General features: G+C 63.8%; 8 protein-coding genes. 1 reads left to right on the top strand and 7 read right to left on the bottom strand.

Features of this window, described 5'->3' with window-relative positions:
• Positions 1 to 256: 256 nt before the first annotated feature.
• The 5 genes from H7A19_17225 to H7A19_17205 all read right to left on the bottom strand — a co-directional run bounded on the left by H7A19_17225 (position 257) and on the right by H7A19_17205 (position 13,994).
• The gene (locus H7A19_17225; GenBank protein ID MCP5476575.1) at positions 257 to 6,031 is read right to left on the bottom strand and encodes a DUF11 domain-containing protein; all 5,775 of its coding nucleotides are present in this window, start codon (positions 6,029 to 6,031) and stop codon (positions 257 to 259) included.
• 294 nt (positions 6,032 to 6,325) lie between these two features.
• Complete coding sequence (locus H7A19_17220) at positions 6,326 to 8,416, bottom strand: hypothetical protein (protein ID MCP5476574.1); 2,091 nt, start codon at positions 8,414 to 8,416, stop codon at positions 6,326 to 6,328.
• Between the two features lie 27 nt (positions 8,417 to 8,443).
• A complete protein-coding gene (locus H7A19_17215; protein ID MCP5476573.1) occupies positions 8,444 to 11,194 on the bottom strand; it encodes a cytochrome C in 2,751 nt (916 codons plus the stop codon).
• An 83-nt stretch (positions 11,195 to 11,277) separates the two neighbouring features.
• Positions 11,278 to 13,014 carry a cytochrome C gene (locus H7A19_17210; protein ID MCP5476572.1) on the bottom strand — a complete coding sequence of 579 codons (1,737 nt, stop codon included), beginning with the start codon at positions 13,012 to 13,014 and terminating at the stop codon, positions 11,278 to 11,280.
• Positions 13,015 to 13,118: 104 nt separating this feature from the next.
• Positions 13,119 to 13,994 carry a hypothetical protein gene (locus H7A19_17205; GenBank protein ID MCP5476571.1) on the bottom strand — a complete coding sequence of 292 codons (876 nt, stop codon included), beginning with the start codon at positions 13,992 to 13,994 and terminating at the stop codon, positions 13,119 to 13,121.
• A gap of 92 nt (positions 13,995 to 14,086) precedes the next feature.
• Here H7A19_17205 and H7A19_17200 point away from each other — a divergent pair, with 92 nt between their 5' ends.
• Complete coding sequence (locus tag H7A19_17200) at positions 14,087 to 15,385, top strand: NAD(P)-binding domain-containing protein (protein ID MCP5476570.1); 1,299 nt, start codon at positions 14,087 to 14,089, stop codon at positions 15,383 to 15,385.
• A gap of 83 nt (positions 15,386 to 15,468) precedes the next feature.
• Here the strand turns inward: H7A19_17200 and H7A19_17195 are convergent, their stop codons facing one another.
• Both H7A19_17195 and H7A19_17190 read right to left on the bottom strand, forming a co-directional pair.
• Entirely contained in the window at positions 15,469 to 16,443 is a 975-nt protein-coding gene (locus tag H7A19_17195; protein ID MCP5476569.1) for a M56 family metallopeptidase, read from the bottom strand.
• Between the two features lie 9 nt (positions 16,444 to 16,452).
• Complete coding sequence (locus tag H7A19_17190) at positions 16,453 to 16,848, bottom strand: BlaI/MecI/CopY family transcriptional regulator (GenBank protein ID MCP5476568.1); 396 nt, start codon at positions 16,846 to 16,848, stop codon at positions 16,453 to 16,455.
• Between the last annotated feature and the right edge of the window lie 143 nt (positions 16,849 to 16,991).

Here is a 16,991-nt window from a genome sequence, read left to right as displayed (position 1 = left end):
ACAGGGGGCAGGGGACCCACGTCGCGGCACGGTCAGATCATGCGTCGAGGTTGGACTCCTGCCCCTTGACCCAACATTTTGGGTGTTGTAAATCAACGGGTTGTGACGCGTTTGGTGGGCGCGGCATGGCGGGCGCCATGGGCTGCCGCTCGGGCTACTCGCCGAATGGTGTGCCGTAGGTGTCCCGTAGTTCCCGGATTCCACGCCGGGCGACCCCGCAAGGTCGCCCGGTCAGGTATTCAGCGGCATCAGCAACTCAGCGGCGTCGACTGGTCGCCAGCAGGCCACTCAGGCCTGCGAGTACGCCGAGTATCAGCAGGCCGAGTCCACCGAGCGCGGGAATCTCCTCGACGAGGAATCCGACCTGTACCGACACGCTGGACAGATTGTTGTCGTCCACCGGATCGGGTGTGCCGGACGTAGTGCTGGCGCTCACTGCCGAGGTTCCGGGCACATTGCTGTACGCGACCACCTGAAGAGTCCGGCTGCTCCCTGGTGCGGTCGCGCCGGACCAGCTGCAGCTGATGGCCCCGGAATTGCCCACTTGGGGAGTGCTGCAGGTCGCCGAGGCAGCCACAAGGCTGGAATAGCGGAAGTCAGGCGACAATGTCAGTGTGATCGACACATCCTGGGCATCGGAGGGCCCCTGGTTGAGGCTGCTTGCCGTGAAGGTCACCGGCACATTCAGCGTGACTTCCGCGGTTGAGGCACTGAGTGTGAGCAACAGATCGGCGCTGGCGATCACGTTGGTGCTGGTGGTCGCCGTGTTGTTGGCTGTGACCGGATCCTGCGAGCTGCTTGCCACGGTTGCCGAGGCGTTGATCGCGGTTCCAGCGATTACCGAGGGCGCCACGTTCAGCAGCAGATTCACGTTGCGCGATGAGCCGGGAGCCATGCTTCCTGCAAATGAGCACTGGATCGGTGAGCCTGCGCAGGATCCACCACCCGAGACGGAGCCGGAGGAGAAGCTGGTTCCCGCGGGCACTGCCATTGTCAGGCTCACGCCGGTGGCGACAGAGGGGCCGTCATTTCTGACCACAGCGGCGTAACTGATCTGGGTGCCAGCAGTGACCGGATCCGGGGTATCCGTCAGTGTAATCGTGAGATCGGTGCTGGCAACCACCTGAACCGTGGCGGTTGCCGTGTCGTTTCCGGCCTGTGGGTCCACGGTCAGGGTCGAAGCGATGGCCGTTGCCGTCAGCGGGCCGGAAACTGCCGGGTCAATGTCGACCACGATGGTGACCGCGCGCACGCCAGCCGACGGAGTCAAGCCAGTCCAGGTGCAGGTCACAGCGCTGGCAACGCTGCAACTGCCGCCCGTTCCCGGATTGGTCGATGCCAGCGTCGTGCCGGCGGGCAAGGGCAGGGTGACAGTAATGTCCTGAGCGTCCGCCGGCCCGCCATTGTTCACCGTGGCCAGGTAGCTGAGCTGGTTGCCTGCGCTGACCGGATCGGGGGATGCGGTCAGCGTGATGGACAAATCAGCTGTCGACACGACCGTGGTAGTGGTGCTCGCCGAATTGTTGCTGCCATCGGGATCGACAGTGGTAGATCCGGCGGTGGCGGTCGCAGTCAGAATGGTCTGATCCGGGATGGCCAGGGAAACATCGGCGACGACCGTGATGCTGCGACTGGTGCCGGCGCCGGGGTCTGTGGCGCCCGCCCAGCTACAGGAGACCGTTCCGTTGCTGCCTACGGCGGGGGTTGTGCAGCTGGCGCCAGCGCTGGAGGTCACCGACACGAAGTTGGTGTTTGCCGGCAGAGGCAGGGACAGACTCACATCCTGGGCACTGGAGGTTCCGAGATTGGTGACCGTCGCGACATAGGTGAGGGTGTTACCCACCACAACCGGATCGGGCGAGTCGGACAGTGTCACCGACAGATTGGCGGAGGGCACCAGAGTATCGCTATCGGTAGCGCTGTTGTTCCCGGGAACCGGGTCCGTGGCTCCAGCACCGGCCGTGACCGTGGCGGTATTCACGAGCGTACCCGTGGCCGCCGGATCCACGGTGCAAGTGGCAATGTAGGTGGCCGAAATGCCTACTGGCAGATTGACAGAATCAGCAATGTTGCCGCTCCCCGCGGACGTGCAGCTGCCGCCGCTTCCCGCCAGGCAGGTCCAGGAGCAGGTACCCAGGGCCGCAGGGAAGGTGTCCGCCACGCTTGCCGCCGTGGCAACGCTGGGGCCGCCGTTGCTGGCAACAATCGTGTAGATCACGCTGTTGCCCGGAATGGCGTTGCTGCTGCCATCGGTCTTGGTGATGGCAAGATCGGTCTGCGGTGTCAGGGTGTCGGTGTCGGTGGCGATGTTGTTGCCGGGGACCGGATCAGTGACCCCTGCCGGCGTGGACACGCTGGCCGAATTGCTGAGCGATCCGGTTGCCGTGGCCCTCACCGTGGCGCTGGCGACATAGGTAATCGAACTTCCGGCGGGCATGCTCACGGTATCCGCAATGCTGCCAGTGCCGGTGGCGCTGAAACCACTGGCCCCGCCGGTTGCAGTCGCCGTGTAGCTGACGCTGCTCAGCGCGGCTGGGAAGTTGTCGATGACCTGCACGCCCGGAATGTCGGAAGGACCGCTGGCCTGCACGGTGATGGTGTACACGATCGGCGTGCCCGGTACCGCCGAGGTCTGGCCATCCGTCTTGGTGATCGACAGGTCCGACTGCGGCGTCAGCGAAGTGCTGTCGCTGGCACTGTTGTTCGCCGGGTCTGGATCCAGCGCGGTGGTGGCGATGCCGGCGGAACTCTGCAAGGTGCCGGTCGCCCCGGCAGGAATGCTGCAGTTGGTGGTGTAGGTCACGCTGGCGCCGGCCGGCAAGCTGATGCCGGCATCGTTGAGATTGCCCGCGACCGGGCCCGGGTCATTGCCAATGGCGCCGCCGGCAGCCACCGATGTGGTGGTGCAGGCCGCAAGCGCCGGGGCGAATATGCTGCTGACCACCACGCCGGTCGCGGTCGCCCCGTTGAGGTTGCTGGCCACCGTTGTATAGCTGATCCCGGTGCCGGGCACCGCGGTCGTCACGCCATCGGAGATGCTGATCGCAACATCGGCGGCCTCGATCGCAAAGATCGTGGGATCGTCCTCACCAGCGTCACCAGCAAAGTTGTTGCCATTGGGATCCGGATCACTGCCCGAGTCCGACAGGTCGGAGGGGCCCTCGACACTGCTGATGGCAACCTGATTGGAATAGACGCCCAGGCCCAGGCCCAGGTCAGCAGGTGTCAATACCTGGACGACCAGGCGGAACTGCTCGGCCACACCCGGTCCTATCCGACCACCCGGGGCCAGCATCTGGCTAAGGCCTGAGCCGTTGAAGGAAGGATTGGCGACAAGCTCCCGCGGGGGGCTCACCAGGCTCAGCGGGGTAGCGATCTGGTAGTTGCCAGCGCCGAAGACACTGTCGAGATCCTCCACCAGGGAGATTTCGGTGAGCGGAGCGCTGCCCAGGTTCTCCACGAAATAGTCGAAAGTGATCAGCGCGCCATTCACGGTGGCCAGTTTGGCCACGCCGATGGCGGAGGAGGCGAAACTGATGATGCTGGGGTCACTCTCCCCGGCGTCGGACGGATTGCCGTTGCCGTTGGGGTCAGGGTCGATTCCGTCGTCCGAGAAGTCCGCCGCCAGGGTGCCGCTGGGGCCGTTGCCAAAGGCGGTGACTTGATTGGAGTACACGCCCAGACCCAGGCCCACATTGGACGGATTGATGATGGTGACGCTGAAGGAAATCTGGGCAGTGGCGCCAACACTGAGTGTGCCGCCTGCCAGCAGATCAAGACTGCCGCTGCCGTTGAATCCGGCGTTCAGGCTCAAGGTGCCGGGATCGACAGTGAATGCCGGTGCCGCGGCAATGCTGTAGTTGCCGGCACCGAAGACCTGGTCCAGATTGTCCAGCACGCTGACATTGCTCAGGGTGATGTTGCCCAGGTTCTCCAGGTACACATCGTAGGTGACCACATTGCCGGCGATACTGGCCTGCAAGGCGGCGCCGAGGATCGATTCCTCACCAATGATCGAGACGGTGAGGTCGTCCTCTCCCGGATCGCCCGCGTTGCCATTTCCGTTACTATCGACAACGATGCCATTGTCGGAGACATCGCTGACCGGTGTTCCAAAGATATCCGCGCCGGAGATGGACCATCCGGTTGGATAGATACCGAAACCGTTGCCCTGGTTGGTGACATTGGTGACGTTGAAAACGACGCGAATTCGTGCGCGTTCATGGCCCGCCAGCGATGAAGAATTGATCAGCGTTGGACTGAACAGGCCGTCGAAGTTGCTGTTCAGCACAATGGTCGCCGGGCCCTCCAGCAGGGCGGGAGCACTGCTGACGGAGAAATTGCCGAAACCGAAAACAGAGAGCAGCGAGTGGTTTGCCCCCAGGCTGCCAATGGTGGTGCTGCCAAGATTCTCGATGGTGTAGTCGTACGTGATCTGAGTGCCCGCCACAAAGGATTGCAGTGCGATGCCGACGCCCGATCCGGTCACCGCGATCGTCGTGGGATCATTTTCGTTGTTGCCGGAAGGGTCGCCATTGTTGTTGGGATCCGGATTGGTGCCTTCGTCCGATAGATCCGTGAACGACAGACCACCCGGATCGACACTCGTGACGCTGGCCTGATTCCGGTAAACGCCAAAGCCAAAACCCTGGGCATTGCTGATGGTGGTGACGTCGACGACGAACTGGATCTGGGCCGTGTCACCGCTGGCCAGGGTACTACCCGCGCTCAGCAGATTGGTTTGACTGCTGCCGTCATACCCGGCGTTCAGCGTCAGGGTGCCCGGATCATCAATGAAGCTGGGCGGAGTGATGAGCGCGTAGTTGCCAGCGCCGAACACGGCGTCCAGATCGTCGACCAGATCGATGTTGCCCGTGGCGCTGCCGAGGTTCTCCAGGTACAAGTTGATGGTGACCTGACTTCCCGATATCACTGCGGTCTTGGCGACGCCAGTGATCGCGGTGGGCGGCATGTTGACCGGCGTGACGCTGACATTGTCGTTGGGGTTCCCGTTGCCATCCGGATCCGGATCAGTGCCCAAGACCGAAGCGTCGGACACGACGACGCCATTGGGAAGCGTGGCGATTCCGGTGGCCTGGTTTCGGTAGTTGCCCAAGCCAAAACCGCGATTGACCACATTCAGAACCGCAATCTGGAAGCGGATCTGCGCCGTGGCGCCGACGGCGAGCGTGCTGGCAGGCGAGAGGATGTCTGTTTCGCTGGAGCCGTCAAAGGCGCTGTTCAGTACCAGTGTGCCGGGATCGGTGATCAGAGTGGGGGGCGCAACGATGCTGTAGTTGCCGGCACCAAAGACGGAGTCGAGATCATCGGGCAGCGACAGCGAATTGAGCGTACTCGTTCCAAAGGCCTCCAGATACAGATCGAAGGTGGCCAGATTTCCAGCCACGGCGGCGGTCTTCGCCACACCGATGGCCGATCGGTTGGCCAGATTGATCACCGAGATCACCAAATTGTCGCTCGGGTCGTCGTTGCCATCGGGGTCCGGGTCCGGTCCGTCGGTCGAAATGTCGCTGACCGAGTTCATCGCCGGATCCGTGCCGGTCACCGTGACCTGGTTTTGATAGATGCCCAGACCTAATCCCTGGTCCGTCAGGTTGTTGACCCGAGTCCAGATTTCGAAGATGACGTACTCGTCAGGCGCCAGCGAGCTTCCGGCCGAGAGCAGCGCGGTATTGGTGTTGCCGTCAAACGCGGCGTTGTAGTTCAGGCTGCCCTCGCCGGCCAATTGATTCGGATCAACGAGGTGGGTGTAGTTGCCGGTACCGTAAACCACATTCAGGTCTTCGGTGATGCTGATGTTGGAAATGACCTGATCGCCGTAGTTGCCCACCCGAAAACGTGCCTTCACGATCGGATTGCCGCCCGAAAGGCCGCCGAAGATCAGTTGCTTGCTGATGCCGATGTGGGCACCTGGTGCTCGTGTGGCCTTCGTCTCAGCCGCCCCGGCATGGCCAGGAACAGTGGCAGCAGCGAGAAGGATCGCGGCCAGGACAAATTTTCTTGGATCCATCAGCAAACCCTCTTGTCGCTTGCGTCGTGCCAGTTCCCCGGTGACCCGATGTGCGTTTAGGCGCTGCCGGCAATCTCGGGAATCGGATGGATACGCTGGGCGCTGCGCAAGCTGCGCAGGCCGCGTTGATCAACGCAAAGTCTAGCTCAGACTGGCCGGCTGAGGCCGACCCGATACGCCCGGTCGCATCGATGTTTCAGTTCGACACTGCGACCGGGCGTTGACTATGGTCTGTTGCGGAGAGGTTTCGTGCAGGTTGGCGACCCTTGGAGCCGTCGCTGGGCACGGCGCAACTCAGAAATCCCAGCGACACCCGAGGTAATAGAACAGGATGTTGTTGCGTTCGCTGACCAGGGCGGCGTCGCTGCGGGAGCGTTCGTAGGCGATCTCGCCTTCGAGCGAAAAGTGCTCACGCCATTGGAACAGTGCGCGCAATGTCGGCGCCAGGCGGGTCAGGCTCGAACCGCTGGCGTTGTCCTGCTGGTACCAGCGGATGGCTGGTTCGAGCGTCCAGCGTGAGCCGAAACGAAAACGCGAATTCAGCGCAAACAGCCTGCCGTCGTAGGCGTCTGCACTGAGCTGACTGGCGGTCATGGTAATCACGCCGCTGTCGCCAAAGATTCCGGTGCCGATGGCCTGCAGCGTAGTCGTGTAGACATTGCCAGTGCCTGGCTGCGGCGGAATGTCGCCGGCACCCTCCGTGCCCGTGAGTGAGGACAGGCGAAATTCGGCACCCAGTTGCCAGCGATCGCTGACGGGGTAGGTGATCCCCGCCAGCGCGACCTTGGAGACGGGCGTCAGGCCCAGCGCCTGCAACTGCAGCTCAGTGCTGCTCTGACTGTCGAGCAGATCTGCCAGGGTGCGTGTGGGATCCGCCAGCAGCGCGTTTGATACCTGCAGCGTCGGAGTGCGCCGATAGTCGTAGAGAAAATTGAAGACGCCGCCGCTGCCGAACTGGTAGGAGCCCTGCACCGAAGCCACATTGAGTTGATCGAACTGGATATCGTAATCGACCAGCCCGAACACGCTGGTCAGATCCTTGAAGTAGCGAAGCTCGGTGCCGACGGCGAGACGATCGGTGATGCCGTCCACGGCCTGACGCACGGCGAAGAAGCCCAGACCCAATCCTTCGATCGGGGTGTCGCCATCCACCGTCAAGGCCGCAAAGCTCGGGCGATTGCCCAGACCATCCTGGGCCGGTACGCCGGCAATCGCGCCGATTCGCCATTTCTCGGTCACGCCCCAACTGGCGCTGGCGCCATCAAACCGCCCCAATACGCTGCCGCTGGTGGAACTCTGGCGACCCAAGCGCGCGCCGATGCGCTGCGGCTGGTATCGAAAATCACCGTACAAGGCGGTCAGTCGATTCTCATTGGCCTGCTGATCGAGAAAGCTCAAGGTACCGATGTTTCTCAGCACGAAGCGGTTGTCCCAGTCGCCGCCACGCAAGCGCACATTGGCGTCCAGATTCGTGACCAGAGCCGATTGGTCTGTCTGCGACAGCGTCTGAGTGTCGATCGTGGTGGCATTGGTGGCCGGTGTGATGATGATGTTGTCGGTGCGAATGCGCGAATTGCCGCCGTAGTAGAAGGCCGACAGGCTGCCCCAGGTCAGCGTCTGGCTCGGCCGCGGCGCTCGTCCACCGGCCACTGCCTGGGCTTCGGGCAGGTTCAGGCCGGCGAGGCGAGCGCGCACGCGTTCAGCGCCCGGTCCCTCCGGATAGAGCTTGAGGTACAGCTGGTACTCGGCGCGCGCGCGATCAATGCCGCCCAGGGCCTCGCGTACCTGACCGATCAGTTCCTGGGCTTCCTGAGAAGCATCGTTCGGCGGCAGGTTGAGGATGCGATTCAGAGAAGCGACGGCGGCGTCATAGCGCTGCGCCGCCATCTCTGACTTGGCCTGGGCGAGTATGGCCGCAGGTTCGTTGGCCACCGCGACAGACGGAGGCACCGTTTCCGGCGGCACGGTCTCCGACTTCAGGATCAGCACGATGGAACGATTGTCCTCCGCCTGTCCCACGCGGATGAGTTCCACCGGGCTCTCGAAGTTGACGTCCAGGCGGCGCGCCGGAACGCCGCCCTGCGGCGCCAGATAGCGCACTTCGAAGCCCGGCAGATCATGCCCCGGGGGCGAGTTGCGGGTGTCCTCGAACACACCATCGTCCTCACTGGCGCCGGTCACCTGCAGAAAGATCTGGACCGACTGACTCGAGTTGTCGACCACATGGCGCTGATACCGAACCTGGGTGGCAAAGCGGACCGTGATCCGGGACTCGCCACCGGCGCCTGCAACCTCGATGTCATCGAGAGACTGCGCGCGGATCCCGGGTGCGGCGATCAGCCCCCACCCCAGCAGCAGACAGAGCATTGCATGTCGAAAGCTCATCGGTGTTTCCCCTGTAGTAGGCGCGCCTCAGTCCCAGCCGCCGTCGGTGGAACGATGGTGGGAGCTGCGGAGCTGCTGGATCGTGGTGAAGCTGGAATCGGTGTAGATGTGACAACTGCCGGTGCAGTCCTGAAGCTCGCCAACGGTGTAGTAGATGCGTGGCGAATTGACCTTGCGGTGCTCGTCGGCCTGGAAATGGTTGGCGTGGCAGGCAGCGCAGTTGGGCTGGTACGCCGGGAACTGGAAGGCAATCACTTCGTTGTTGTTGCGGTGGCAGTCATTGCATTCCATGCCCGAGCGGTGTGCGCGATAGGCAATCGAGGTGTGCGAATAGCTCAGCAGCGGCAGCCAGGAACTGGTCCGGTGACAGCTGTCGCAGGAGCGACTGGTGATGAAGTGATTGCCGGGTTTGCCGGTCGCGCTACTGCCGTTGTGACAGCTGTTGCAGGTTCCGGGCGCCACGCTGGAATGACTGAAGGTGGATGGCAGCCAGGCGGTCGTGCGGTGGCACACATCGCAGGATTGGGTGGTCGGTAGATGGTTGGACGGCTTGCCGGTGGCGGTGCTTCCGTTGTGGCAGGTGGCACAGCCCCCGGGGGCTACGCCACTGTGATTGAAGCTCGCTGGTACCCAGGCATTGGTGTTGTGGCAGCTATCGCAGGATTGCGTGGTGGGAATATGGGTTGCCGGCTTCCCGGCGGCCGTACTGCCGTTGTGGCAGGTGGCGCAGGCGCCCGGCGTGACACCACTGTGGTTGAAGCTGGCCGGTATCCAGGCGTTGACCGAGTGACAGCTGTCGCAGGCCGCCGTGGTCGGAATATGCGTGGCCGGTTTACCCGTAGCGAAGGCGCCGTTGTGGCAGCTGACACAGGCGCCAGGCGTGACACCGCTGTGGTTGAAGGTCGATGGCAACCAGGCCGTGGTGCGATGGCAGGCATCGCAGGACTGCGTGGTAGGAATGTGATTGCCGGGTTTTCCGGTCGCCGTGCTGCCGTTGTGACAGCTGGCGCAGGCACCCGGGCTGACGCCGTTGTGATTGAAGTTCGCCGGCACCCAGGCATTGATGGAATGACAGGTATCGCAGGACTGCGTCGTCGGCACATGGGTCGGCGGCTTGCCGGTGGCGAACGCACCGTTGTGACAGCTGACGCAGGCGCCCGGGCTGACGCTGCTGTGATTGAAGGTCGAGGGCAGCCAGGCGGTGGTGCGATGGCAGGCATCGCAGGATTGGGTCGTCGGGATGTGGTTGCCGGGTTTTCCGGTCGCCGTGCTGCCGTTGTGGCAGCTGGCGCAGGCACCCGGGCTGACGCCGCTGTGGTTGAAGTTGGCGGGCGTCCAGGCCGACGTCTGGTGACAAGCATCGCAGGACTGTGTGGTGGGGATGTGTGTGGCCGGCTTGCCGGCGGCAAAGCTGCCGTTGTGGCAGCTCGCACAGGCGCCGGGCGTCACGCCGCTGTGGTTGAAGGTCGAGGGCAGCCAGGCAGTCGTGCGGTGGCAGGCATCGCAGGACTGGGTGGTCGGGATGTGGTTGCCGGGCTTGCCGGCGGCTGTGCTGCCGTTGTGGCAACTGGCGCAGGTGCCTGGATTGACGCCGGTGTGAGTAAAGGTCGCCGGGGTCCAGCCATTGGTCCGATGACAGACGTCACAGGACTGCGACGTGGCGATGTGGGTGCTGGGTTTGCCGGTGGCATTGTTGCCGTTGTGGCAACTGGCGCAGCTGCCGGCCGTCACCGAGCTGTGGTTGAAGATGGACGGCAACCACGCCGTATTGCGATGGCAGGCGTCGCAGGAGGCGGTGGTGGGAATGTGATTGGCCGGCTTGCCCAGGGCTGTGCTGCCGTTGTGGCAGGTCGCGCAGGTACCCGCGGCAACGCCATTGTGGCTGAAGGTCGCGGGCGTCCAGCCGCTGCTGCGATGGCAGACATCGCAGGACTGGCTGGTCGGAACGTGATTGGCGCTCTTGCCGCTGGCGATGTTGCCGTTGTGGCAGGTCGCGCAGGTACCCGCGGCAACGCCATTGTGGCTGAAGGTTGCGGGCGTCCAGCCGCTGCTGCGATGGCAGACATCGCAGGACTGGCTGGTCGGAACGTGATTGGCGCTCTTGCCGCTGGCGTTGGTGCCGTTGTGGCAGGTCGCGCAGCTGCCCGCAGCGATGCCGTTGTGGTTGAAGGTGGCGGGCGTCCAGCCATTGCTGCGATGGCAGACATCGCAGGACTGGCTGGTGCTGATGTGGTTGGCGGGTTTGCCAGCGGCGCCGTTGCCGTTGTGGCAGGTGGAGCAGGTTCCGGCGCTGACTTGACTGTGATCGAAGAGCGCTGGCGACCAGGCATTGCTGCGATGGCAACTGTCGCAACTCAGCGAGGTGGTCGGATGGCTTGCCGACTTTCCGGCTGCGGTTACACCGTTATGACAACTGGCGCAGCTGCCTCTGGCCACTTCCGCATGGGAGAAGCGGGCGGGCGACCAGGCGTCACTGCGGTGACAGCTGTCGCAGCTGGCACCACGGACCGGCACATGCTGAGTCGGCAGTTTGCTGGTCTGAAAGCGACTGCCCTGGCTGTGACAGGTGGCACAGACCTTGGGTGTGCCTTTCAGCACGCCGTTCAGATGGCAGCTTTCGCATTTGGCCTCGCGGTGCCGGCCGGTCAGGGCAAAGCCGGTGGCCAGATGATCGAATCCGGGGTCGACCTCGGCGGCGTGCGCCGGAATGGCCGCCAGCGTCACCGCAATCAACAGCACCACCCAGAGCCATAGATGCCTGGAGACGATCGGCTGCAGGGTTTCCCCGGTCTCTCCAGTGATCGACGATGCTGGCCCACGGCTCTGCAGGGCGTTTGGGGCATTCGTTGGACGCTTGGCGTTCATGGTGTCTGTCCGGAAACTCGGGGAGTGACCTCGCTGAACGAAGTCGTGGTGTGGCAACGGGCACAGCGGCGACCGAAGCCGCCGTCGTGAACATCGTCCTGCGCGTGGCAGCTGGCGCATTGCCGCGACAGCGTCGGGCCAGTGCCGGGGCGGTGGCAGCTGGCACAGCGCGCGCGCTCATGGGCGCCGCTGAGGGCAAATGCGGTACTGCCATGGTCGAAATCCCAGATCTGCCAGTCCCGTGCGACGTGACAGCGTCCGCAGTCCGCGCCGTAGCGGCCGGCATGGGCATCGTCCTTGCGGTGACAGCTGCTGCAGGCGCTGTCGGTATCGGCAAACAGCTGGGTGCGATGGCAGTCGCCGCAGGCCACCTGCCGATGGCCGCCGATCAGCGGAAAGCCGCCCAGATCGTGGTTGTGGGTGGAGGTCTTCCAGTCCTGTTCCCGATGGCAGTTGCCGCACTGCCGGCCGAGTCGGGTCTGATGGACGTCGTCGTCCACATGACAGTCGATACACTGGCTGCCGGGCTTGGCCGCCGTCACCGCTTCTACGTGGCAGGCCTCGCATCTGGCCTTGCGATGGCTGCCGCGCAAGGCGAATGCAGTAGCCCTGTCGTGGTCAAACAGACTGGTCTTCCAGTCGCGGGCATCGTGACAGTCGCCGCACTGAAGGCCGTTGCGACCCTGATGGCTGTCATCCTGGCGGTGGCAATCGACGCACTCCATGCGGGTGTCACGGAAGTGGGTGGCATCCACGTGGCAGGCCTTGCAGTCGCTGCGCAGATGCCCGCCAACCAGGGTAAAGCGCGTGCGTGAGTGATCGAAGCCGGGTGCTTGTTGCCATCGGCGGCTGTCATGGCAACTGTCGCAGCGATCACCCAGGGTGCCGCGATGGCGATCATCCGCGGCGTGGCAGCCCTTGCAGGTATTCGGTGCGCCGCGGTAGTCGCCCCTGGTCTTGTGGCAATCGCCACAGCTGGCCTCCGCGTGTTTCCCGAGGAGCGCAAAGCCGGTTTGCTGGTGATCAAATCGCGCCGTCTTCCAGTCGCTCTCGACATGGCACTGCGCGCAGTCTTCTCCCATCGAGCCGCGATGTGGATCGTCCTGCTGGTGACAGCTTGTGCAGTCGTGGGCCAGTCGTTTGCTGACTGCACTGTCGACATGACACAGCCCGCACTCGACCCTGGCATGCGCGCCAAGCAGCGTGAACCCGGTGAGTGCATGGTCGAAGTGGGTGGTGGTTTTCCAGCCCCCCGTGCTGTGGCAATCGCCACAGCCATCGCCAAGTTCTGACTGATGACGGTTGTCCTGGCGATGGCAGGACACACAACTGGAGTTCGCCTCGCGATGTTTCTTGCCGGCGACGTGACATCCGCTGCATTGCGCTACCTTGTGTTTGCCGGTGAGCGCAAAATCGGTGAGTGCATGGTCGAAGTTGCTCTGATCAAGCCTGACGATGCTTGCGCCCACGCCCAGATGTTCGCTATGGCAGTCGACGCAGCGCTGACTCGACTGGCGCCCGTGCAGACCGCGCTTCACCTTGAGCTCGCTGGCGATTTCCTTGTGGCAGTCCAGGCACAGCTGCGGCTGCTGTTCCTTGTCGAAGGAAGAGTGACAGCGTTCGCACTCCGCCTCGTAGGGCTGATGGCCCTGGATCACCTTGCCGGGCATCAGCGCGCGCTCCAGCAGGCCCGCTTCGGCGCTTCCGCCCACCAGTCCGATGGCGAGCAACATCAGCCGCAAGCCTTGCTGAAGTCGGCGGAAAATCGGACGCAGGTCACACTTTCCGATTGACGATCGGTTTTTTCCGGCAGTGAGGGAGTGGGCATGGGCAGGCATCAGTACATGTGCACGGCCAGCACATGAAAACCGGCGGTCAGCGCCAGGATCAGCACCAGTGGCAGATGTGCCACATGCCACAGCGAGAACAGTCGCTCCACCGCGCCGAATCTTGCCGCGGCACAGGCTGCCTGCAGATATTGCTGCAGCAGTGTGGTCAGTCGCTGCAGATCGGCAGGATCCACTCGGCCATGGTTGCGCAGGACGTCGGCTACGCAGATCTTCCAGGTAGACCGCGCCTGCCAGGGTAGCGACAGCTGCTGCCAGGGCGCTGCCAGTCCGCGACGTCCGGTGTCGGCGGCAAGCCGTGCAAATGCGGCCAAGGCCGCATGAGCCCGACTGTGTTGATCCAGCATCGGCGCCGCGGCCTCCAGCGCAGCCGCGGCCTCCGAGCGCAATTCGCCGGCACTGCGCTGGCGGCCATACAGACCGCGATGCAACTGTGCATACAGGAAGCGGCCGACGATCCCGCTGCTGGCAACGACTACCATCGACCAGAAGGCCACCTTGGCATTCAATGATCCCAGCGAGAGCTTGCAGTGCAGGAGGATCAGCACTGGCCCTGCAATACCGAGCACCATGTGGCCGGAAAACCAGTAGCGCAGACGGCCCAGCGGGAGATAGCGGTCCAATCGTTTGCGCAGCGGATACAGCAACAGGGCCAGCATGGCGCTGCCACCAGCTACGCCCAACCAGTACGCCAGTTCCGAATCGAGGTCATAGGCATCGGTTTGGGCGCCATACAGCACCAGCAAGCAGAGGCCCGTCCAGAGCAGAACATGGCGCCAAAGCCCCGCGGGCGCTCGGGTGGCAGCTGCTGGCGTCGCCGGTTTCGGCGGCAGGTGCGGCCCGACGGCTTGCGCGCGCGCACTCATCGCATCTGTCCTTTGCAAAAGCGATGCAGTCCGATCGATCGATTGCGCAATCGCAACAATCTTCGGGGGCGAGCTTGGCTAGAGTCGGGGCCATGACTGATGCCGATCTGATGCTCTCCTTGATTTACGCGGGGCTCGTGCTGGCCGCCGTGCTTTCCTATTCGTGGCTGCGGCGTCGCGCCGAGATTGCCAGCCGGCGCAGTCTGGCGGACTCGGAAGAGGCCGGACTCACCGAGGCACCGTCGCTGCATCCGGTCGTGGATCCAGCCATCTGCATCGGTTCCGGCGGTTGTGTCCGCGCCTGCCCGGAAAAGGCGATCGGAATCGTGGATGGCAAGGCCGTGCTGGTCAGCCCGGCAGCCTGCATTGGCCATGGGGCCTGCGCCGCGGCCTGTCCGGTGGAGGCCATTAGCCTGGTCTTTGGCAGTGAACGTCGGGGTGTGGATATTCCCGAGGTCACACCCGAGTTCGAATCCAATGTGCCTGGCCTGTACATCGCCGGCGAACTGGGAGGCATGGGCCTGATTCGCAAGGCGGCAGAGCAGGGCAGGCAGGCGATGGCCAGCATCGCCCGGCGCCGGGACCCGAGCTTCGATCTGGATGTGGTCATCGTCGGCGCAGGGCCTGCCGGAATTGCCGCCGGACTCGGCGCCATCGAGGCCCGGCTGCGCTATGCGCTGATCGAGCAGGAAGAAGGGCTGGGGGGCAGTGTGCTGCACTACCCGCGGCGCAAGATCGCCATGACCGCGCCGGTGAATCTGCCGGTCGTGGGCCAGATGCGCTTCGTCGAAGTCAGCAAGGAAAAGCTGCTCGATTTCTGGCTCGATATCGTTCGTCGCGCTCGATTGCAGATACGCTACGGGGTACGCATGGAGGGCGTGGAGTGCGACGGCGCCGGTTTCAGCGTGCACACCACGGCGGGTGTGCTGCGGACCCGCTCGGTCCTGTTGGCCATAGGTCGACGCGGAACACCACGCAAGCTCGGCGTGCCTGGCGAGGAGTTGCCGAAGGTGGTCTACCGGGTGCTGGATCCGGAACAGTATCGAGGTCAGCGGGTGCTGGTCGTCGGCGGCGGTGACAGCGCCGTCGAGGCCGCGCTCGCCTGCGCTGATCTGGCCTCGGTGACGCTGAGCTACCGCGGCGACGCGATGAACCGGCTCAAGCAGGCCAATCGACAGCGTTTGCAGCTGGCCAGCGATCAAGGCCGACTCCAGGTGCTGCTGCGTAGCGAAGTCGTCACCATTGCCCCCGATTCGGTCGTCATGCGTGTGGACGGTCAGCTGCGCGAGTTGGGTAATGACGCCGTCGTGGTCTGCGCCGGTGGCGTGTTGCCCAGTGCCTTGCTCCGATCCATGGGTATAAGGATCGAAACCCGTTACGGCAGCGCTTGAGCGATGTTCCCGCAAGGCGCTGGGTGAAAACACCGAGTGGTGATCGGTTTTACCTTGCCGCGAAAACTCAGGTTGAACGCCCATCAGCGCACCAAAGGCAGCAGCAGGAACTCGCCCACTTCGTGCAGCACGAAGGCCAAGGGCAGGCCCCACAGCGGCGACCACAGCCAGCGCTGGCTGGGTGAGACCAGATTCACGGGCGGATCAAGCAGCACCCTGACCCTGGCCTCCAGATCACTCTGGCCAAATCGGCTGGCCAGTGCTGGTTGGGCCGAATTGACACTGGCGTGGCGGGCGTACTTGATCAAGGCGCTGGCAAGCGGCAGTGCCCCGACCCGATAGGCGGCGACTCGATCGCAACTCTGCTCGACGGCCAGCGCCCATTCGGCGCGCAGGGCTTGCCGCGCCCGGGGCAACAGGATGGCGCTGGCAATGGTCATCACCAGCATGCCCAGCCCGTCCCGCCGCGCCAGATGGGCACGTTCGTGTTCGATCAATGCCCGCAGCTCGGCGTCGTCCAGTGCCATGGCCAGTTGTTCCGACAGCACCACGCGATCTCGCGGCACACACAGCGACAGCGCCACCGGTTCGGCACAGCTCACCAAGTCCACGTCCAGGCCATCGACCCGCAAGGTTCTGCGGCGCACGCAGCCAAATCGGTGTGCTGCACGCAGCGCCAGACGCAGCATGCAAGCGGCGCGCACGCTCATCACGGCGGCCAGCAGCAAGACCAGCAAGGCCATCGAGGGCGCCAACAGGTTGGGTTCCACCGAGGCTCCATGCATGGGGCATGCGGATGCCAGACCCTGGTGTCTGGACAGACACCAGTCGCCGATCCAGCCCCTCGCCACCATCCAGGTGGGAGCGAATGCCAGGACCACGCTCAGCCAGGCCAGCGCCCAGGGCAGCAGTGCATAGAGGTACAGACGACGGGCGCGTACTTCGGGGCTGTAGCGTCGCGCGCCTTCCAGCAAACCCGGCATGCGGAGCGACCAGACCCCCACTGCGAGGGTCAGTACCAGCAGCCAGACGTCGATCGCGTAGAGGCCGAGGTTCATGGGACTGTCCTAGGGCTCGCGCCGTTCTCGCGCTTGCCGGAGCAGCGCTTCCAGCTGATCGAGCGTGGCTGGATCCGCTTGTTCTGCACGCTCGACGAACGCGGCCATGAGCGGCTGTGCGCCGGCTTGCCCGAGCGCTGCACTGACTCCCTCCAGTACACCTGCGGCAAATTCGGCGCGACTCATCGCCGGTTCGTAAACAAACGCATGGCTGACCTTTCGGCGTTGCAGCACGCCCTTGCGATACATGCGCTCCATGGCCGACTGGATGGTGTTGGACGTGATGCCACGCGGCCGTCCAACCAGCTCGTACATGCCACGCACATCGCTTTCGCCCTGATCCCACAGCGCGTTGCAGACCGCCACTTCCAGTTCTCCCAGTGCCCAGTTCCTGAACCGCAGCATAGTCAGACCTCGCTTTCACACTGAGAACACGGTATCAGAAAACCGATCGCGCTCGGTTTTCGCTCCATATTGACCGATGAACAATTGTCACAACGGCCAAGTTGCGACAGATCAAGGCTTTGCGCGTCGGCAATGCCTATGTT

This window comes from Rhodanobacteraceae bacterium, assembly GCA_024234055.1.
Lineage (GTDB): Bacteria > Pseudomonadota > Gammaproteobacteria > Xanthomonadales > SZUA-5 > JADKFD01.
The sequence above is the reverse complement of the archived record's forward strand: the minus strand, read 5'-3'. Positions and strand labels throughout refer to the sequence as shown.